Origin of the sequence: Aneurinibacillus sp. XH2 (genome assembly GCF_001439585.2) — a bacterium.
GTDB lineage: Bacteria > Bacillota > Bacilli > Aneurinibacillales > Aneurinibacillaceae > Aneurinibacillus > Aneurinibacillus thermoaerophilus.
Genome location: NZ_CP014140.1, coordinates 2,861,889 through 2,880,917 on the forward strand (window position 1 = coordinate 2,861,889; position 19,029 = coordinate 2,880,917).

Annotated in this window: 20 protein-coding genes and 1 riboswitch; of the genes, 6 read left to right on the forward strand and 14 right to left on the reverse strand. The window is 47.5% G+C overall.

The window, feature by feature from the left end:
- Window positions 1-85: 85 nt before the first annotated feature.
- From ACH33_RS14185 to ACH33_RS14235, 11 genes are all read right to left on the reverse strand, one after another.
- Complete coding sequence (locus ACH33_RS14185; protein WP_057899605.1) at window positions 86-1,558, reverse strand: alkaline phosphatase family protein; 1,473 nt, start codon at window positions 1,556-1,558, stop codon at window positions 86-88.
- 112 nt (window positions 1,559-1,670) lie between these two features.
- Window positions 1,671-2,384 carry a pseudouridine synthase gene (locus ACH33_RS14190; RefSeq protein WP_057900400.1) on the reverse strand — a complete coding sequence of 238 codons (714 nt, stop codon included), beginning with the start codon at window positions 2,382-2,384 and terminating at the stop codon, window positions 1,671-1,673.
- 60 nt (window positions 2,385-2,444) lie between these two features.
- Window positions 2,445-3,848, reverse strand: coding sequence for an RsmB/NOP family class I SAM-dependent RNA methyltransferase (locus ACH33_RS14195; RefSeq protein ID WP_057900401.1), 1,404 nt, complete (start codon window positions 3,846-3,848; stop codon window positions 2,445-2,447).
- Between the two features lie 86 nt (window positions 3,849-3,934).
- The gene (locus ACH33_RS14200) at window positions 3,935-4,276 is read right to left on the reverse strand and encodes a hypothetical protein (RefSeq protein WP_057899606.1); all 342 of its coding nucleotides are present in this window, start codon (window positions 4,274-4,276) and stop codon (window positions 3,935-3,937) included.
- A gap of 74 nt (window positions 4,277-4,350) precedes the next feature.
- A complete protein-coding gene (locus tag ACH33_RS14205; RefSeq protein ID WP_057899607.1) occupies window positions 4,351-6,900 on the reverse strand; it encodes a transglycosylase domain-containing protein in 2,550 nt (849 codons plus the stop codon).
- A 158-nt stretch (window positions 6,901-7,058) separates the two neighbouring features.
- On the reverse strand, window positions 7,059-7,265 hold the full coding sequence (locus ACH33_RS14210) for a YqgQ family protein (RefSeq protein ID WP_322787634.1): 207 nt from the start codon (window positions 7,263-7,265) through the stop codon (window positions 7,059-7,061).
- A 10-nt stretch (window positions 7,266-7,275) separates the two neighbouring features.
- Window positions 7,276-7,704, reverse strand: a complete 429-nt coding sequence (gene queF, locus ACH33_RS14215; RefSeq protein WP_057899608.1) for a preQ(1) synthase — start codon at window positions 7,702-7,704, stop codon at window positions 7,276-7,278.
- A gap of 17 nt (window positions 7,705-7,721) precedes the next feature.
- Window positions 7,722-8,408 carry a 7-cyano-7-deazaguanine synthase QueC gene (gene queC / locus ACH33_RS14220; RefSeq protein WP_057899609.1) on the reverse strand — a complete coding sequence of 229 codons (687 nt, stop codon included), beginning with the start codon at window positions 8,406-8,408 and terminating at the stop codon, window positions 7,722-7,724.
- 71 nt (window positions 8,409-8,479) lie between these two features.
- On the reverse strand, window positions 8,480-9,208 hold the full coding sequence (locus tag ACH33_RS14225) for a 7-carboxy-7-deazaguanine synthase QueE (protein ID WP_057899610.1): 729 nt from the start codon (window positions 9,206-9,208) through the stop codon (window positions 8,480-8,482).
- Window positions 9,201-9,680 (reverse strand): 6-carboxytetrahydropterin synthase QueD, encoded by a 480-nt coding sequence (gene queD, locus ACH33_RS14230; RefSeq protein WP_057899611.1) that lies wholly within the window; start codon window positions 9,678-9,680, stop codon window positions 9,201-9,203. Before queD ends, ACH33_RS14225 begins: the two co-directional genes overlap by 8 nt.
- A gap of 254 nt (window positions 9,681-9,934) precedes the next feature.
- Window positions 9,935-10,771, reverse strand: a complete 837-nt coding sequence (locus ACH33_RS14235; protein ID WP_322787632.1) for an inositol monophosphatase family protein — start codon at window positions 10,769-10,771, stop codon at window positions 9,935-9,937.
- A 144-nt stretch (window positions 10,772-10,915) separates the two neighbouring features.
- On the opposite strand from ACH33_RS14235, the gene ACH33_RS14240 reads away from it, so the two are divergent.
- Together ACH33_RS14240 and ACH33_RS14245 are read left to right on the forward strand one after the other, a co-directional pair.
- Window positions 10,916-11,611, forward strand: a complete 696-nt coding sequence (locus ACH33_RS14240) for a class I SAM-dependent methyltransferase (protein ID WP_057899612.1) — start codon at window positions 10,916-10,918, stop codon at window positions 11,609-11,611.
- Between the two features lie 125 nt (window positions 11,612-11,736).
- A complete protein-coding gene (locus ACH33_RS14245) occupies window positions 11,737-12,249 on the forward strand; it encodes a hypothetical protein (protein WP_057899613.1) in 513 nt (170 codons plus the stop codon).
- A gap of 80 nt (window positions 12,250-12,329) precedes the next feature.
- On the opposite strand, the gene ACH33_RS14250 is transcribed toward ACH33_RS14245, so the two are convergent.
- The 3 genes from ACH33_RS14250 to ACH33_RS14260 form a co-directional block, all read right to left on the reverse strand.
- Window positions 12,330-13,115 (reverse strand): hypothetical protein, encoded by a 786-nt coding sequence (locus ACH33_RS14250; protein WP_139184890.1) that lies wholly within the window; start codon window positions 13,113-13,115, stop codon window positions 12,330-12,332.
- A gap of 224 nt (window positions 13,116-13,339) precedes the next feature.
- Window positions 13,340-14,023, reverse strand: coding sequence for a TerC family protein (locus tag ACH33_RS14255; protein ID WP_057899615.1), 684 nt, complete (start codon window positions 14,021-14,023; stop codon window positions 13,340-13,342).
- Between the two features lie 337 nt (window positions 14,024-14,360).
- Window positions 14,361-15,722, reverse strand: coding sequence for a DEAD/DEAH box helicase (locus ACH33_RS14260; RefSeq protein WP_082706079.1), 1,362 nt, complete (start codon window positions 15,720-15,722; stop codon window positions 14,361-14,363).
- A gap of 239 nt (window positions 15,723-15,961) precedes the next feature.
- Window positions 15,962-16,076: riboswitch (TPP riboswitch) on the forward strand.
- A 178-nt stretch (window positions 16,077-16,254) separates the two neighbouring features.
- On the opposite strand from ACH33_RS14260, the gene ACH33_RS19710 reads away from it, so the two are divergent.
- The 4 genes from ACH33_RS19710 to ACH33_RS14280 are packed head-to-tail and all read left to right on the forward strand — an operon-like array spanning window position 16,255 to window position 19,028.
- Window positions 16,255-16,914: a thiamine phosphate synthase gene (locus ACH33_RS19710; protein WP_057899616.1), complete on the forward strand. Its 660-nt coding sequence runs from the start codon at window positions 16,255-16,257 to the stop codon at window positions 16,912-16,914.
- Complete coding sequence (gene thiO, locus ACH33_RS14270) at window positions 16,911-18,035, forward strand: glycine oxidase ThiO (protein WP_057899617.1); 1,125 nt, start codon at window positions 16,911-16,913, stop codon at window positions 18,033-18,035. Before ACH33_RS19710 ends, thiO begins: the two co-directional genes overlap by 4 nt.
- 19 nt (window positions 18,036-18,054) lie before the next feature.
- Entirely contained in the window at window positions 18,055-18,258 is a 204-nt protein-coding gene (gene thiS / locus ACH33_RS14275; protein WP_057899618.1) for a sulfur carrier protein ThiS, read from the forward strand.
- 5 nt (window positions 18,259-18,263) lie between these two features.
- Window positions 18,264-19,028 carry a thiazole synthase gene (locus ACH33_RS14280; protein WP_057899619.1) on the forward strand — a complete coding sequence of 255 codons (765 nt, stop codon included), beginning with the start codon at window positions 18,264-18,266 and terminating at the stop codon, window positions 19,026-19,028.
- Window position 19,029: the final 1 nt, after the last annotated feature.

Sequence of the window (19,029 nt, forward strand, 5' to 3'; positions counted from 1 at the left end):
AAACGAAGAATATACGGGATAACGATGAAAAAACGGTCTGATGTTATCCCCTCATTCGAGCGAACCAGACCGCTTGTGCTGAAACTTATGTTAATTGCTGTAAAATATACGACTTCAAGTCTACAATGCGCGGACGAGCAAACCGCTCCTTGGTTTCCCCGGTAATAATAAGCCCAACGAAGGAATCGAGCGCATGCAGTGAACCGTGGCTTGCGCCGCCGCGATGTACAGGATCATCGGGGGTAAAAAATTCGCATCCGTGAGCCGCTGTGGCTACAATTACATCGCCTTCCCGGGCATACAATGCACCGTACAACCGTGAAAAAAGATCGGGATAATCTCCGAACGCAATAAAAACGGAGCCGCCCTCTTCCTTTTGCCGCGCATCAATAAGGGAAAGATCGCCTTCCGTATTCCACATCCGTCCGTATTCATCGGCGATCTTATTTCCCGGAGCAAAAAACAGCTCCTGTTCCCCCCGCCGGACACGCACGCCTCCTCTTTCTTTCCACGCAAGCACATCAATACGGGAATCTCGCAAAAGACGTTTTATCGTTTCCTCCTGCACACCTTCTTTCAGCGGATAAAAGTAACACATTCTTTCATTATTGCAAATAACGACATCGTCGCTATCCGGCTTAATTTCCTTCATCTCGGCCATTTTCATGCCGACAAAATGCTGCGGTATGTCGATGTTTGCTTCCACCTCAGCTCCGATTTTCGTCTGGCCATGATCGCCCACGACAATAAACCTGCATTGCCGAATTGCTTCTTCTCCGCCGCCAAAACTATCAAGCAACCGTTGAATTCCCCTGTCCACTTTCGCCAAAATTTGCGGCCCTTGATCCGGCTTACGATGATAGGCATAATCCATGTTTGGCAAATACACAACCGTTAGATCTGGCAGTTTATTTTCTTTTACGAGACGACAGGTAGCATCAATGGCAAACCAATCATTTAAGCCATATTTCTGAAATATACTATGGCTCCATTTCCATGGAAACGAGCGCAAAAATTCCGAATCAATAAACCGGCCGATTGTACATATTTCCGGACCGCTTACCATGCGCTCAAAAGATAAGCCGGCTAGTATTAGTTTAAGAATTCCAGGCTTGCGAAGTCGGTAACGACAAGGACCGCGATGCACGGAAAAATTGAACGAAGCACTCGTTTTTCCCCGCCTTGTCAATTCCTCGAATACTGTAGTCACATCCTGGCTAAGGTGTGTTTCATTTACCTCAATCAGTGCATCTTTCGTACATTTGCTTACCCCGATGCGCCAGACTGACTTACTGCCATTAATATAATTAACGACTCTTTCTTCCGGTCGGTGGTACCAGATTAATCCCTGCACACCGTGTTTTTCCGGGTATTCACCGGTGACGAGTGATGCATCCACTGTAGCAGACATTGTAGGAAATACCGTCACACAATTATCCCAGTAAGCCCCTTTTTCCATCAAAAAAGAAAGAGCCGGAACAAGCCCCTTTTCCCGTGCTTCCTGCAGAACATGGGGCATAAACGAGTCAATGAGAAGTAGAATTATTTTTTTGCTCATATACGTTCACCGCCTCGTTTTCATTATGTTCAATTCCTGACATTTCTATTTATACAAATAAGCGCCCGGACGGCTGCTAAGCCTCTCGAGCGCTCTTTGATCCTTGATACTGTTAAACTTTTTCCCGCAAAAGCTCCACCTCTGCTTCTGTTAGCTCACGATACTCACCAGGCTCAAGCGCTTCGTCCAGCTGAAGCGCACCCATCGCAATTCGCTTCAAATACACCACTTTCTTTCCTACTGCTTCAAACATACGCTTAACCTGATGATACTTGCCTTCATAGATAACTAGCTCTATTTCGGAAACGCTTCCTTGTGACAGAATCGTAAGTTCGGCTGGTAGCGTCTTATATCCATCATCAAGCGTCACACCCGCGCGGAACGCCGCGCCATCCGCTTCTGTTACCCGTCCTTCTATTCGGGCGAAATACCGCTTAGGTACGTGCTTTTTCGGCGAAAGTAGCTCATGAGCCAGTTTTCCGTCGTTTGTAAGCAACAATAACCCTTCCGTATCTTTATCAAGCCGCCCGACCGGAAAAACGTCAAATGTGTAAAATTCCGGGTCCAGCAAATCTACCACCGTCTCTTCTACAAGATCTTCCGTGGCCGAAATCACGCCCTGCGGCTTATTCATCATTAAATAAACAAACTCGCGGTACTGTATAATTTCTCCGTAAATCTCTACTTCCTGCGTATCGGGGTTCACGTGTATGCTGCTATCTTTTACCGGCTCACCGTCCACTTTAACTGCGCCGCTTTTGCATAGCTTTTTAACTTCTTTGCGTGTCCCATATCCCATATTGGCCAACAGTTTATCCAACCTCACCGTTTCCACATCCTTTTTCCAATTCTTTTTCAAAAGAGCACCCATCTGTTAGCGGCGCGACTATGCGCCGTCCTGCCACCGCCAGCCGGCTGAGTACATGTTCTTCAGCATATTGCCCGCTCCTTTCGCCCAGCCAAGCGGAAATCCATCCACGCAGACGAGAACCCAGCCTTTTCCGACTTGGCGCATCACCGTCTCGCCTTTTACATACCGGATGACATCTGGATCATCTGCCGCAAAATCAATGACACGAGCCGCATCTTCTTTTACAAGCCCCATCGCGAACGCCTGGGAAGGCTCAAAACGATTCTTTTTCACCGTTCCGAGCAGCCATCCTTGTCTTGCCAAGCGAAGCGGCTTAAGCGACGGAAGCCCAACCGGTGACAAAAACACGCGATCTTCGTGCATCGTCACAGCAAATTCCCCACTTACAAGCCCTTTCCATTGTGGTAACGTCTCTTTTACAAACACGTAAAAGCTCTCAAGCTCTTTTCTTTTCCATTTTTTCTCAGGTGTATATTCGGAAAAAGACGTAGCCACCGCATCTTTCCGCTTTTGCAATAGCGCAAGATAATGGCCTTCCCCCCGCACCCGGTGCGGCCAGAGACGGGCAGTTCCGCTTATCCGACTGTCCGCACCAGCATTCAGCGTCCATTCAGGCCTCCCGTGTTCCCATCCTTCATAAAGAGGGATCGGCACAACCAAAAAATCGGGATGCTCATCTAAAAATTTGGCAATCATCTGTTCATTTTCTTCCGGTGCAAACGTACAGGTTGAATACAGCAACCAGCCGCCCGGACGCAGCATACGAGCTGCGCCTTTCAGGATGTCGTGCTGCATCCCACAGCACATCTCAATCGCCTGCTCACTCCAGCTTTTCACCATATCCGGCTCTTTGCGAAACATTCCCTCCCCTGAACATGGCGCATCTACGAGAATCCGGTCGAAATACCCAGGAAATACTTCGGCTAGCCTGTCCGGGATTTCATTGGTCACAATCGCATTGGTGACACCATACAATTCCACATTTTTTACGAGCGCTTTGACACGGTTTGGATTATTATCATTGACGACAAGAATTCCTTTTCCTTTCATGGCGGCTGCTAACTGCGTTGTTTTTCCACCGGGAGCGGCGCATAAGTCCAGTACCTTCTCTCCCGGCTGTGGATTTAATATGGCGGCTGGCGCCATCGCACTCGGCTCCTGTATATAATACAAACCTGCGTGATAATACGGATGCTTAGCCGGGCGGAACGTATCCGGATAATAAAATCCGTCTTCCGTCCATGGCACAGGGGCAAGCTGCCAGTCTACCCGCTGAACAAAAGAGTCAGGGCAGATCTTGAGTCGATTTACTCTCAGTCCCTGCGCGCGCATGTTATCATATGATGCAATGAACGCTTGATATTCGTCCGGCTCTAGCCATTTTTTCATTCTATTACTAAAAGCCTCAGGAATTTTCATATCCACTCTGCCTTTCTTATATTGCAAAAAAGAAGGGAGCTGCGCTCCCTCCCTATGTTTAGCATTGCTATTTATCTTTATTGCATTTAATCGTCAGCGCCTACTTCTTCTTTAAGCTCCTGCTGGTCGTTTTCATACCAGTAATCCAAAACGCGGGCTTCCAATACTTTACATTCAATGTACTGCACCTGCTTGTCGGTAAACAGATGCTTCCATTCAATTTCCAGCTCTTTCGCCAGACGGACAACGGTGAGGAGTTCCTGCCACGCCACATAACGTTTATACCAGAAGAACTGCGGATGTTCATTCATATACGGATACAAATCGTCAAACTCTGTATGTTTACAATCCAGTGCACGTTCAAAATGCGTCTTAGCATTGGATAGCTGTTCTTCAAAAAAACGGGCTATATTTCGGCTTGTGGTCATAACCACACCTCCTTATCTTCTCCTTGCTCTTCATTATACCAAATCCCGCTCTGTTTGCGGACTTTTCTTGACAGTTACTGAATGTATTCCGGAGAAGTTTCACCGCTGTGCTTGCGTCCGTGACTCTTGCCCGACCTTTCATTCGACCACTCTTTCATCGGCGCTTCCGTGTTCTTGTTCTGTTCGCCCGGATTCGCCGGATTTACGCTGCCCGGATCCTGCGGCTGATTCGGATTGGCCGGGTTCGAGCTGTTCGGATCCTGCGGCTGGTTCGGATCAGCCGGGTTCGAGCTGTTCGGATCCTGCGGTTGGTTTGGATCAGCCGGGTTCGGATTGTTCGGATCCTGTGATTGGTTCGGGTTATTCGGGTCCTGAGACTTGTTCGGCTCCTCCGTACCCGGAAGCACATCCGGAACCGTTACCGTCGCCATATTGGACATCGTTCCTTCCTCTCCAGTTTCCGCGTTATACGGAACAACTACATACGTATATAACTGATTCGGGTCAAACGCATCCATATAGCTAGAAGACCCGGTATCAGCAATCAATTGCTTGTCGGCCGGTGAGCCAAGGAAACGATACAGACGATATTTAATCCGATCATCATTGCTGCCGCTCCAATTCACTTTGACTTTTAGTCCGCCTTCATCCACGACAGTCGCGGACAAATCACTGATCGATGGAAGCGATACAGGCGGTTTCACCGGCTCCACGCCTTCTGGGCGCTTAAAGTCTTTGCGCTCCTTACCTTCCATTGCTTTCCGCATCACGCGGCTGAACAACTGAGCAGGCGCGCCGCCTCCTGACGTGCGTAAATAATGTTCGTCGTCCGTCTTATCATACCCCATATAAACGGCGCCAACGTAATCTGGAGTATATCCCACAAACCACGCGTAGCGCGTACCGCCCGAGACTCTCTTGCTGTCATACTGCTGCGTTCCAGTTTTCCCGGCCAGCGGATGGCCGAATTGCGCTTTTCTGCCCGTTCCTTCTCGAACGGCATTCTGAAGCATTTCCGTCATGTAATACGCGGTCTGTGGACTAACGACCTGCATTTCATCGTTCTTTTCTTCGGCAACGACTGTACCGTCCTTCGTTGTAATCTTCTTAATGACATGCGCTTTGTGCATCTTTCCTTCATTGGCAAAGGTGGAATACGCCTGCGCCATTTGAATTGGAGATGCCCCGTGTTTCATGCCCCCCAAAGCTAAGGCTAAATTATTTTCTTCATCAGGTTCCACGGTAAGGCCAAACTTTTTCAAGTAGCTGACGCCTGTTGAAAGACCTATCTTATCAAGCGTCCAAACGGTTGCGGCGTTGCGGGATTCAACGAGCGCCTTGTTCATCGTAATGCTTCCCGCGTATCCTTCACCGCGATAGTTCCTTGGTGTCCAGTTATTATATTTACGGTACGTCTTCTTTTCATCTTTAACGATCGTATACGGTGTCCATCCCTTTTCAAGCGCTGGTGCGTAAGCAATCAACGGTTTAATGGTAGAACCTGGCTGCAGTCTCACTGTAGCACGGTTCAATCCTTTCCGCTCATAATCGCGCCCCCCCACCATGGCGGTGATGCCGCCGGTTTTCGTCTCCATGATGACCATGGCGGATTGCACCTTCTGATCTGATTTTCCTTGTGGGAAGTTGCTCTCTCGCTCATATTCTTCAAACATTGCCTTTTGCGCATCGCGATCCAGATACGTATAAATCTGATAGCCACCTTGGTATAACTGATCGCCAGTAATTCCAAGCAAATCCTCGGCTTCTTTCTCAAGGTAATCAATGTATGCCTGATACGCTTCATTTGCTTTTTTCGTCGGTTTAGGCACCGTCTTCAGCTCTTCTTTCTGTGCCTGTTCCATTTGCTCTTTCGTAATATAGCCATTCTCTTGCATCAATTTCAGCACAAGATTGCGTCGCTGGAGCGCTTTATCCGGATGATCGCGCGGATCATACGTGTTGGGCGCTTTCGGTAAGGCAGCAAGCATCGCACCTTCAGCCAGCGATAATTGCTCTACTGGTTTACCGAAAAAATATTTAGCAGCCGTCTGCACGCCAAAAATACCGTCGCCCGCATAGAAGCGGTTTAAATACATTTCTAAAATTTGTTGTTTTGAAAGTTGGCGTTCTAGATTCAGCGCGATCATCATTTCTTTCGTTTTTCGCATAAACGTTTTATCATTCGTCAAAAACACATTGCGCGCTAACTGTTGAGTAATTGTACTTGCGCCTTCCGCTTTGCTTCGTGTAATAATGTCCTTGACAATAGCGCGCCCGATCCCGATTGGATCAATCCCGTTATGCTCGTAAAAACGGCTGTCCTCCGTCGCAACGAAGGCGTCAACAACGTGCTTCGGTATTCGAGAAAATGGCACTTTTTCCCGATTTTCAACCCAAAGCTTTGTAATTTCATTGCCTGTAGCATCATATACCGTCGATGTCTCCATCAAATCTAGCTTTTTCATGTCAATCATCTGGTTGCCGGCGATGTACAGCGCCGAACAGCCTCCAACGCTTAACAGGACGAATAGCGCGGTCATCAGAAGCACGATGCCCCAAGGCCCTCGTCTCCAAAATGGTTTGCGCTTTTTCCGGCCCTGTTTTGTTGTTCGTCTTGTCCTCATGTTTCGTTTAACCCCCTAAAATATGCGGAAGGATAACAATACTACATAATAATACACATAATAACACAGCATAAAACCGACAAAAGTTGCAAAATATTGCAAAATTCTCCCGCGCAATCCGCAAAAAGAAAAAGAGCCGTAGCGCAGGCTCTTTTTCTCTATATTTCTTCATTATCCCGTTTCGCCCGTTGCAGAACGGTCATCGCTGCGCGAAATTCCGTAATATTGATAAGCTTCTCCTGATAAAGTTCGCGCACTTCTTCTTCCAACAATTCATAGTCAGTCAACCTGTCGCCCGTGTAAATAACGATGCCAAACCGGCGAAGCAAAGCTTTTACATCAAGGATGGTTTTGATTTCATCCATTTACTGCACGCTACCCTTCATATCCTTCCTTACGGTATTCTACAATAACTTCCGTTCCAAGTCCACCGCGGGCGTTCCAGATCGCTTCCACGCGCATATACAGCGGATCTGCCAATTTGACGAGGTCTTCCAAAATTTTATTCGTAGCGTGCTCCTGATAAATGCCCACATTCCGGTAAGAAGTCAAATAGTATTTCAACGATTTCATCTCGATTAATTTTTCGTTAGGAATAAATGTAATCTTAATATCCGCGAAATCCGGCAAACCGGACCATGGACATACGGATGTAAACTCACTTGTCGGAATGGTGACTTCCGTTTTTTTTCCGACGTATTCGTAAGGAATGGTTTCAAGAATATCGACCATGATCGCCGACTCGTCCTGAATGTCAAATCGAATGTTGTTATATTTCGCGTGATTGTGCTCTACTTGTGCCATTGTTGACTCATCCTTTCTTATCGTTTCTTATACGGAATCGGATCTTTAGCTCCGGCATCAGCGAATCCTTTAAGGCGCAGACGGCAGCTATCGCATTCGCCGCATGCTTCCTCGCCTCCCTGATAGCACGAGGTGCTCAATTCGTATGGAACGCCAAGACGCAGCCCCCATTCAATCGTTTCTTTCTTGGATAAATGCACAAGCGGTGCTTCAATCCGGATGCCTGCACCGGCTATGCCCGCTTTAGTCGCTAGACCGATCGTCTCATTCATCGCGCGAATAAATTCCGGCCGGCAGTCGGGATAGCCGCTATAATCAACAGCGCTAACGCCGATATAAACGACTTCCGCTCCGACCACTTCCGCATACGCGGTAGCCAATGAGAGAAAAATCAGATTGCGCGCCGGCACATACGTAGACGGAATATCATTCTCCCCGGCTTCGTTCACACCTCCTACCGGCACAGCGATCGTTTCATCCGTCAACGCGCTGCCACCGATCTGCTTCAAAAAATCAAGCGTAACAATTCGGTGATGCGGTACACGATAGAAGGCAGCAATTTTCTTCGCTTGCTCTACTTCCCGATCGTGGCGCTGGCCATAGTGAAACGTCAACGGATATAATTCATATCCCGCATCGCGGGCAATTCCCATGCAAGTCGTACTGTCCAGACCACCGCTCAGCACAACTACTGCTTTCTTCACCGTCTTTTTCCCCCTTTATCTCATGAAGTGATCAAAAAATAAGCTAGGCGAAAATACGCACAGAACGATCCTCATACTCCGCGCGCCTCCGGATCCCAGATCACTTTATGAATCTGCATATTCAAGCGCGCCCGCCCTTCCTGCGGCCTATATTTAAGCAAGAATGAAACCAAATCCGCGGGCGGCATCGTTTCCCATACGGGACTGAAAAGCGCGGTAGCGCGCGTCGGATGTCGTTTTAGCACATCCAAAGCGTACATAAAATCTGCTTCATTCCCTACAACAAACTTCACTTCATCACGTTCTTCCAGAAGCGCGAGATTGGGCACATGCATGCGCTCCGTCTCTCCGCTCGCTGGAAGTTTGTAGTCCATGACAAAACGTACTTTCTCCCGCACTTCTTTCTCGCGCTCGCGCAGCGCTTGAAACGGCTGCAAATCAATCGCCCCATTCGTCTCAATATGGATATCCCAAACGTGTGGAATCCGTGCTAGATGATAGACAAGCGCAAGCGATTTTACACCGTGCATCAACGGTTCGCCACCAGTCAGACAAACTACGCCATGTCCATAGGCGGAGACCCGGTCAACAATCTCACAAATGCTAGCGGTAAAAGCCGGTTTCTCCGGCGCGTAGCTATACGTAGTATCACACCATGTACAGCGTAGATTACAGTGAAAAATTCTGATGAAAACGGTCGGATAACCGGCCATCCTGCCTTCTCCTTCCACCGTTTCAAACAGCTCAACCATCGGCACTTTCAGGTCAGTGTGCAGCTCTTCCCAAGCCAAATTATGCATTGCTTTCCATCCATTCCCGCTTAAGCGTCGCGTAGCTTGTCGGTGTCTCATACAGCACAAGCTCTTCTAGGCGCGTTCCGCGCTGTTTCCAGCCGCGCTGTTCAATAGCGCAATCCAGTTCTTCCCATATCCAGACAACCATGTTCTCTGCCGTTGTATTCATTGGCGGCAGCACCTCATTTAAATATTTATGGTCAAGCTGCGATTTAATTATTTCTTCATACACTTCCTTGATATCTCCGAAATCGACACAAATCCCTATTTCGTTGACAAAACCGCTCATGGTAATTACCAGTTTGTACGTATGCCCATGTAAGCTTTTGCATTTTCCTTCATATAAGTGAAGATGGTGCGCGGAATCAAACGTAAACTCTTTCGTTACGGCAACCCTCCGACTGTGGTAGCGCAGCTGTTCCGGCCGAATGTCTTCATGCAATCGCTGCACCTTGCGTGGAATCTGGAATTCGGACATGTTTTCCCCTCCCATCTAACATTCAAAGCTCACCATCCGGAAAAGAAAAAGGGACCTGCGGCGGCCCCTTGCGTTGTCCGTTTTATACAAAAAACAAAAAAATCCCCTTCACCAGGGGATGAAACAGACAATACTCCGGTGGTATTTTTAACGTTGGTTTCGCCACAAACAACGATATAATGAACCTTTCTCACCTACGCTAACGCGTAGAGTATGATTCAATTATCAAAGATCATGCTTTACTTAATATTATATTATACAGTATGTTCTGTTAAGAATTCAAGCAAAAAGTCATATATATTCGGGTTGGCAGCAAGCACACTCGTCCGCTCTGCAAACGGAAGCTCTTTCCCTTCTATTGTGCTAATTTTACAGCCGGATTCTTCCACCAGCAGTCTTCCAGCACCCAGATCCCACGCATTCAGACCGGGGCTGATATAGGCATCAAGCCGTCCAGCCGCGACGTACGCAAGTTCTAGCGCTGCCACACCATAAATCCGGACACCACGCGCCCTGTGCGCGAGCCGTTGCGCTTTTTCCGAAAGGCCATTCTTCATTGCCCGCCGATTCCAAAAAAGGCTTGTCGAAATTAGCGCCTCTTTCATTTCTTTATTCCGCTTCACTCGAAGAGGGGCATCGTTCAAAAAAATGCCCCCACCCCGCTCCGCGTAAAACAATTCCTGACGTGTTGGGTCATACACAACGCCCACTTCGCATACGCCTCGATGATATGCGGCAATCGAGACACAATAGTTCTGCCGCTGGTGAACAAAATTGGTCGTCCCGTCGATCGGATCAATCATCCATACTGTCTCGAATTTGGACGGCTCGCAGGCGACCAATCCCTCTTCTCCAAGAATTCCGTGATCCGGATATACTTTAAAGATTTCATCGATCACCATTTGTTCAACCGCCCGATCCACCGACGTAACTAAATCGGAAGAAGACGTCTTGTACATAACTTCCAACGGATGAACCAGCATTTCCTCAATTAGCTTTCCCGCGCTTAACGCACAACGTCTGGCTAACATTCCCCAATCTTTTTTTTCCGTATTCTGCAATCTTCTCGCCTCACACTCTCGTTTCGTCATTCTCTTTATAACTTTACCCTATTTCTTTGGGGCGTATAAAGAAATTTTTTTGCTTGACCACTATGTGCCATCCCTCTCGCTTTTTGACAATAATTGTGTTACTTTTCAGTAAACAATAAAATAAAGAAAAAGGAGAGAAGGAAAATGGCGTTTAATTGGCACGCAGCATGCGAAACACATTGGAACAAAATGTCCGGGCACTGGCAAGCAAACAGCCGAGAAATGTGGGAGAACGGCAGTCGTAAAACAATATTGCCAACGCTTTCGTCATATATCAAGCCGGAACTTGGACCCGTGCTTGACGCAGGATGCGGCGACGGCTACGGCAGCGCTAAACTGGCAGAACTCGGATTTAGTGTCATCGGGCTCGACATTTCAGAAGAAATGATCAAAAAGGCGGAAAAGCGAATAAAACCCGGCCTTCGGCTTTCATTCGTCAAAGCTGACCTGCGCGAACTGCCGTTTGAAAAACAAAGCTTCCAGGCAATTATGGCCATTAATGTTATCGAGTGGACAGATGACCCGCGCAGGATGCTCATCTCGTTAAAGGAATATCTGAAACCGGGTGGCTTGCTGGCGCTCGGCATCCTCGGTCCAACCGCCGCTCCACGTGAACACGGCTACCGGCGCTTGTACGGCGAAGATGTTGTAATTAACACGATGATGCCGTGGGAATGCGGGAGACTGCTCACAGAAATCGGCTATACCATCCTTCATCAGGAAGGCGTATACAAGCGGGGCGTTACAGAAGAAATGACAAACACGCTTTCGTTAGAATTACGCCAAGCGCTAAGCTTTTTGTGGATGTTCTATGTACGTCCTTGCAATCCCGCAAAATAAACTTATGTCGCCTCATTGGATTATACGGAAGAATTTCTTTTACGTAAGCGCAACTAATTTGCCTGTGAACCGTTTAACTTTATGAAACGCATGTGAAAGCTTAAGAAAAAGGGGAATGGACGAAAATGAGGTGGCAACATATCGCAGCTGTGCTTTTATTAGGGACAGGAATTGCACTGGCAGGGACAGGCTGTTCTTCCGACGACACGCGCGTACAAACCGCCGAATCGACGACCTGGGTAAAACAGCAGATGCAAGCGAAGCAAAAAGCCATCAATGACTGGGAGACAGCCGCCGCGCAGAAAAACGCATCAGCGGCTGACCGAGCCATCGCGCAGTTAGCGATCAATGTTCTGTCTAAAAATATCGTATCGCTAATTGAAAAAAACGGAAACGACAAACCGGCATTACTCGCAAGTGTAATGAAACAGGAAAAGCAAAGCCCGATCGAATCGCTCAATCTACCTTCGCTTTCTTCGTTGCAGCTTGTAGAAAAAAATCAGCTAGACGAAGGAAAAACATTATATCGCCTTGCAGGAAAAGTATTCACTTCCAAACCCGATAAACTCTATCCCGTCATCATTACCGTCCGCGTCGGCAAAAATGGTAAAATCGAGTATTTTGAAATCGATAGATAAAAGATACAATCAGATGGTTGATGATCCTGCCTCTTCTTCCCGAGCTCAATGGCGCGGGAAGAAGATAGCGAGCATATTCATCAATCCTGTCCCCTTTTGCTTCGCAGCGGCAGATGATCGGAATGGATCTTCAATGAACTATAGCTCGGATGCTCCTCAATAATACGGCGCATGTTCTCCAACCACGCACTTATACCTGCAATCTTATCCAAATCTTTCTTCGTAAAAATCGTGCGCTGAAAATACGGTTGTAGCTCATACATCCTTTCTTCCAAATTACGGTCAAAACCGTTCCATTTCATCATCTGTCGTACTTCTTCATTCGTTTCCATGACATTACGAATCCAGTAATACTGCGACTGGTTATCACGAATCATTTCATACGCTCTGCGCTGGTCGCTTGCGTACATCTCTTCAAGCAACCACTGGCGCTCTTTTTTGTTGTAGGCGAAATAGGTGAGAAAATGAATGATCGTCGCCAAAAATAAAGCCAGTGTAAACACAAAACCCGCGTAATACATCCAATCCGGCAAATACATTGAACTAAACAAACCAACGCCCAAATGATAACAAAGAGAAATTACCCACGCCCCGATAATAAACGAATTAGGACGAATCAAGCGCGTTTCCATCTTCTGCACCGGCCGTGTAGAAATGGTAGTAAACGCCTGTAAATATGCGTCAAGAAAAATCACACTTAAAAAAAACAATCCAGCTTCTAGTCCGATGCGCCACGCATAATCAGTAGGTAGCTTAATAAAATAAATAAGGATATATAGAACAAATATGTACAAAATAATTAATACCATCCAAAAAAGGGAACGATTCCCTTTTTTTCTTTCCTTGCGTTGGCGATACTTCTCCACACGGGAAAGTGGCTCCAACGTGCATCACCTTCTCTCTTTCGTCAATTCCTTTACTTCTTTACATTTAATAATATATTAGACCCGGAAAAGTAAAAAAGCACGAGTTTCTCACAATCCATGAGCTTCTCATAATAATTCATAATAATATAGTAATGAAATCCATCAACAAGATAAAGAAGAAATGTAAGCAAACTCATATACGAGTAAAAAAAGAAGCCTCTACATTACGCAGAGGCTGTTGTTGTTGATTGTTTGTCTTTTTTTATCTTACCACTAATGAGCACACCTGCAACGACAACAACAATAACGGCCCATTTAATAACCGGATTTTCTGCAAAGAAAGGAACAACCAATTTTTCGGTAACGAGCATTTTAGCAGCAGTAAAAGCAAGTACCCCTGCTCCAACATAAATCAAAATCGGGAAGCGCTCCATTAATTTGATGATAATTTGACTGCCCCAAACAACGAGCGGAATGCTTATTAACAGACCGAGCACGACCATGCCCATATGTCCCTGAGCGGCTCCCGCTACCGCCAGTACGTTGTCAAGACCCATCATCACGTCAGCGACAATAATGGTACGAATGGCTCCCAACAACGATGAACTGCTCTTAATATTTTCTTCTTCTTCCTCGCCAATAAGAAGCTTATACGCGATCCATACAAGAATCACGCCGCCGACAAAATGCAAGCCCGGAATTTTCAACAGCCAAACGACAAAGATTGTAGCCAGCGCGCGTATCGCAATTGCACCGGCTGTCCCCCAGATAATCGCTTTTTTCTGCTGCTCTTTCGGCAAATTGCGAGACGCGAGCCCGATTACAATCGCGTTGTCGCCGGCCAGTACCAAATCAATAATAATAATGGAAAAAAGCATGGAAAAAAATTCTGTGGATAAAAAATCCATTACAATCATCCTCCTCTCAATATTTTCTACTGTGTGAAAAGCAACCTAAAAAAATGGATTTCTTTCTAAAAAACACAAAAAGACCTTGCCGAATACGGCAAAGGTCTTGCTTACAACATGAATATGCTGCCGATAGAGCCGGGGTTCCCGCCGAGTTCCCGTAATGACGACCCTATCGTTTTCAAAGCTACTCCCCTATGGGCTTATTTACTTTTAACTATAAAGTACAATGTATTAGGCTTACTGTCAATCCGACATTTTGGCTATAAACGAGGAAATAGAAGGATACAAAAAGGGAGGCGTTCACAAGAACACGTCTCCCTGCCCCTCTTATTTCTTATTTCTTATTTCTTCTCTTGTATATTTCTTCTATCTTGCGGCGGCGTTCTTTGCGCAACTGCTTTTCCCGTTCAAGCCGCATTTTCTTTTTATAACCTGGCTTTACTTTCGGCGGCTTCGCTTTGGCGCGTCCGCCCTGGCGCTTCTTCTCCGTCTCCTTCGCTGCGACCTGCTCCGTTGTTTTCGCTTCCTGTGCCTCTATCGTGACCGCTTCGTCCCGCTTGCGCAGTTTTCGTTCCTCACGTGGCTTGCCGCCAAGAAACTTCTGCTCCACGCCGCCGCTAATCGCCCGAGCGAAGCGGTTGAACCACTGCTTCTGGCGCGGCGAAACTAAAGAAATGGCTTCACCTTGCTGCCCGGCCCGGCCAGTACGTCCAACACGATGAATATAACTTTCTAAATCGGAGGGCATATCGTAATTGAATACATGGGTAATCCCTTCCACATCAAGGCCACGCGCCGCAATGTCTGTAGCGACAAGATACTGGAATTTGGCCTGGCGGAACCGCTCCATAATCTGCTCCCTTTTCTTCTGGGTCAAATCGCCATGCAATGCCTCCGCTTCGATTCCGTTTTCTTGCAGGCGACGTACCAGTTCATTTACCCGTTGTTTTGTATTAGCAAAAATCACAGCCAAATACGGACGGGCCTCCTTGACAAGTTCCATTAACACATCCGATTTATCGCTCTGATTTACTACATAATATGATTCTTTCGTATTTTCTGCCGTAATCTGCCGCTTTTCAATCCGCACAATTTGCGGCTGATTCATAAAACGATGAGCAAGCTTACGTACCGCATCCGGCATCGTCGCCGAGAACAATAATACTTGCTTTTTCTGCGCCGTCTGAATGAATACCTCTTCCACTTCTTCCAAAAAACCCATCTCTAGCATTTTGTCCGCTTCATCCAGCACGAGCATTTTGATGCGGCCGAAATGTAGCGTTTCTCGGCGCAGGTGATCAAGAATACGCCCCGGTGTACCGACCACGATATGCACCTGGCCGGACAACTTGCTAATCTGGCGCGCAATATCCTGTCCGCCGTGTAACGACAATACATGTACGCCCAAATACTTGCCCAAATCGGCAACGTCGTCTGCAATCTGAATAGCAAGCTCCCGCGTCGGCGTCATAATCAGCGCCTGCACATCTTTCTTTTGTATCTCTAACATCTGAAGCATCGGGATAACGAAAGCGGCGGTTTTACCCGTTCCGGTCTGCGCCTGACCAATAACATCTTTGCCTTGAAGCGCAAGCGGAATCGCTTCTTTCTGAATCGGTGTCGGTTCTTTATAATACAGATCCGCAATCGCTTGCAGAATTTCCGGTTTTAACTGAAAATCCGCGAATGAACTCATAGCTTCCTTCCTTTCTTCGCAAAAACAAACTATTTTTTATTCTACCCGAATTCTCTTAATTATTTCTACCCAAAAAAGGAAAACAGGAACAAAACTTCCCGACGTTTGCTCCTATTCTTCATTCTTTCTAAAAATCGAAAATTAATTCTGAATTTTATTGATATAAACTCATTTTATAATAAAAGCATCTTCACATGCTTTTCTAAATCTATTATAATGATAAAAAAATATTATATAGAAAGCACTACTAGGGGAGCCCGATGAGCCGGGCTGAGAATGAAACGCGATGAAGTTTCTAAACTCTTGGGACCTGATCTGGTTCGTACCAGCGTAGGAAAGTAGTAGGCATTTAATCCATTCGTTACTGTAACGTACAGGCCGGGTCCCAGCATAAGATCCCGGCTTTTTTTAATGTACAATGACTAAGATTTAGGAATAAAAACTCCGCCTCTTCTTCCTGCGCTTACGCCCACCGTCCATTTCTTCCTAAGGAAGCGTGTGGAACGGGAGCGAGATATAAAGAGGTATGCAAATGCAAAAACATGTTTTTCACGTAATCAGTAGCGGCAAACAATCGCTCGTTGAAGCAAAACAAATCATTGCAAATATTCATCCCTATATTGATGCCTTCCACTTGCGGGAAAAGCAGCGAACCGCACGCGAACTATGGGAGTGGACGCAAACGCTCGGCAAGGTCGGACTTACGCGCGAAAAACTAATCATAAACGACCGGGCCGATGTTGCCCTTGCAGCTGGAGCTGTCGGGATTCAAACGGCTTATCACAGCCTTCCAGCCCCGGTTATGCGCCACCTCGCCCCTTCTCTCCTTCTCGGTGTCTCCGTACACAGCGTAGAGGAAGCAAAGGCGGCAGAAGCAGCAGGGGCGAATTATGTATTATTCGGCCACGTGTTTGCCTCCGCTTCCAAACCAGGACAGGCAGGCCGTGGGCTAGCGGCGCTTCGGGAAGTAGTGGAAATCGTTTCCATTCCCGTCATTGCCCTTGGAGGGATCACACCAGAAAATACAGTAGAGATACTTGCAACCGGCTGCACCGGCATCGCGGTACTGTCAGCTGTCATGCAAGCGAAGGAACCTGTGCTTTCTGTGCAACAATTTCAACAGGCCATCAGCCAGGTACGAACATCTCCACGTCACGTCTGGCCGACGGCAAAAACGGAGGGATCACATTGAAAAAACAACAGGACGCCGTCATTATCGGCGGCGGAATTATTGGCGTCTCCATTGCCTATCAGTTGGCCAAGCGCGGAAAAACAGTCACCGTTCTTGAAAAAGATACCATCGGCGCGCATGCTTCGAGCGCAGCAGGCGGCATGCTAGGAGCGCAGGTCGAATTTTCTGAGCCGGGACCATTAGTAGAGCTTTCTCTACGCAGCCGCAGCCTATTTCCCGATTTGCAACAAGAACTATACGCTGTTTCAGGCATTGATATCGGACTTAATCATGCGGGAATGTTGCGTGTTGCTTGGACAGAAGAAGAAGGCGACATGCTAAAACATCGGGCAAGTTGGCAGCATGACCTGGGCCTGCGTGTCGAATGGCTGGATCGAACCGAAGTAAAACATATTGAACCCGCTGTCAGCGACGAAATGAACGGAGCGCTCTATTTGCCGGATGATACGCAAGTGTCCGCGCCGGATCTTACACGCGCATTCGCTGTCGCCGCCGTCAAACACGGAGCTACGATTCTCGAGCGTTGTGAAGTGCTGGATATCGAAGTCGCCGATGGACAGATCACCAGGCTTAGCACTACGCAGGGGCCATTTACAGCCGAACATTACGTGCTCGCCGCCGGAGCCTGGAGCGGACGAATCGCGCGTAAACTTGGCCTATCTGTTTCCGTTTTTCCGATCAAAGGCGAAGCGTTCTCCGTACTATGCATGCCGCAGCCAATCCAGAAAACCATTTACTCACACGGATGCTACATCGTTCCGAAAAGCGGCAATCGCTTACTCGTCGGTGCATCTTCCGCGGACTGTGGATTTGACGAGCGCTTGACTTTAGGCGGTTTGCAGGAATTGATGACGAAAGCGGTGCGTCTTCTGCCGGCGCTCAAAGATTGCACGCTCGAAAAAACGTGGGTTAGTTTGCGCCCACAAACCAATGACGGCCTCCCTTATTTCGGTTCTGTCTCTTCCTGCAAAAATTTGCTAATCGCCACAGGACATTACCGTAATGGTATTCTTTTGAGTCCCCTGACCGGGGAGATCATCGCGCAAATGATTGCCGGGGAGGCTCTGGACGTTGAACTTGCCCCCTTTTCCGACAAACGTCATGTCCCTGTAACTTCATAAGAGAGGAAGGTGAAGCCGCATGACTTTGACAATCAACGGCGAAACGCAAACCGTTCCCGACACAATTGAAAACGTACGGCAATTGCTTGAGTACTTACACATCCAAAACCGCATCGTTATTGTGGAAGTGAACCGCGAAATTTTGCAAAAGGAACAGCACGCCGTAACTAGGCTTTCAAACGGCGACACGATTGAATTAGTACACTTTGTTGGTGGAGGTTGATACATATGCTTAAAATTGGTCCCTACGAATTTTCATCCCGCCTGCTGCTCGGCACAGGAAAATTTCCAGATTTTGAAGTGCAACGCCGCGCGGTGGAAGCTTCGGAAACGGAAATTTTGACATTTGCCGTTCGCCGGATGAATATTTACGACCCAGCACAACCGAACTTTTTGGAACAGCTCGATTTAACCAAATACAAACTTCTGCCCAATACAGCCGGAGCCAGCACAGCGGAAGAAGCGGTTCGCATCGCTCGTCTGGCGCGCGCATCCGGATTGTGTGACATGATTAAAGTAGAAGTGATCGCAGATACGAAAACTTTGCTGCCGGATCCACTCGCCACGCTAGAGGCGACTAAAATCCTTGTAGAAGAAGGATTTGTCGTATTGCCATACACAAATGACGATCCGGTGCTGGCCCGCCGCCTGCAAGAAGCCGGGGCACATGCGGTGATGCCAGGCGCATCCCCGATCGGCAGCGGACAGGGAATCCTTAATCCGCTTAACATCAGCATCATCATCGAAGAAGCTACCGTGCCAATCATTATTGACGCCGGAATCGGCACGCCATCCGACGCAACGATTGCGATGGAACTCGGCGCGGATGGTGTGTTGTTGAACACGTCAGTCTCCGGCGCACAAGACCCTGTAAAAATGGCGGAAGCCATGAAACTGGCTATTCAAGCCGGACGACTGGGCTTTGAAGCGGGTCGAATTCCGAAGAAACGATATGCCCAAGCTAGCAGTCCGATGGAGGGCATGGTTAACTAAA

Bases quoted from the DNA above. Each gene is read 5' to 3' on its own strand.
- ACH33_RS14205 (WP_057899607.1), bottom strand. From the start codon at position 6,900: ATGAGGACAAGACGAACAACAAAACAGGGCCGGAAAAAGCGCAAACCA.
- thiS (WP_057899618.1), top strand. From the start codon at position 18,055: ATGACTTTGACAATCAACGGCGAAACGCAAACCGTTCCCGACACAATT.
- ACH33_RS14200 (WP_057899606.1), bottom strand. From the start codon at position 4,276: ATGACCACAAGCCGAAATATAGCCCGTTTTTTTGAAGAACAGCTATCC.
- ACH33_RS14255 (WP_057899615.1), bottom strand. From the start codon at position 14,023: ATGGATTTTTTATCCACAGAATTTTTTTCCATGCTTTTTTCCATTATT.
- ACH33_RS14260 (WP_082706079.1), bottom strand. From the start codon at position 15,722: ATGAGTTCATTCGCGGATTTTCAGTTAAAACCGGAAATTCTGCAAGCG.
- ACH33_RS14210 (WP_322787634.1), bottom strand. From the start codon at position 7,265: ATGGATGAAATCAAAACCATCCTTGATGTAAAAGCTTTGCTTCGCCGG.
- ACH33_RS14240 (WP_057899612.1), top strand. From the start codon at position 10,916: ATGGCGTTTAATTGGCACGCAGCATGCGAAACACATTGGAACAAAATG.
- ACH33_RS14235 (WP_322787632.1), bottom strand. From the start codon at position 10,771: ATGACGAAACGAGAGTGTGAGGCGAGAAGATTGCAGAATACGGAAAAA.
- ACH33_RS14280 (WP_057899619.1), top strand. From the start codon at position 18,264: ATGCTTAAAATTGGTCCCTACGAATTTTCATCCCGCCTGCTGCTCGGC.
- ACH33_RS14185 (WP_057899605.1), bottom strand. From the start codon at position 1,558: ATGAGCAAAAAAATAATTCTACTTCTCATTGACTCGTTTATGCCCCAT.
- ACH33_RS19710 (WP_057899616.1), top strand. From the start codon at position 16,255: ATGCAAAAACATGTTTTTCACGTAATCAGTAGCGGCAAACAATCGCTC.
- queD (WP_057899611.1), bottom strand. From the start codon at position 9,680: ATGTCCGAATTCCAGATTCCACGCAAGGTGCAGCGATTGCATGAAGAC.
- ACH33_RS14245 (WP_057899613.1), top strand. From the start codon at position 11,737: ATGAGGTGGCAACATATCGCAGCTGTGCTTTTATTAGGGACAGGAATT.
- ACH33_RS14225 (WP_057899610.1), bottom strand. From the start codon at position 9,208: ATGCATAATTTGGCTTGGGAAGAGCTGCACACTGACCTGAAAGTGCCG.
- ACH33_RS14195 (WP_057900401.1), bottom strand. From the start codon at position 3,848: ATGAAAATTCCTGAGGCTTTTAGTAATAGAATGAAAAAATGGCTAGAG.
- queF (WP_057899608.1), bottom strand. From the start codon at position 7,704: ATGGCACAAGTAGAGCACAATCACGCGAAATATAACAACATTCGATTT.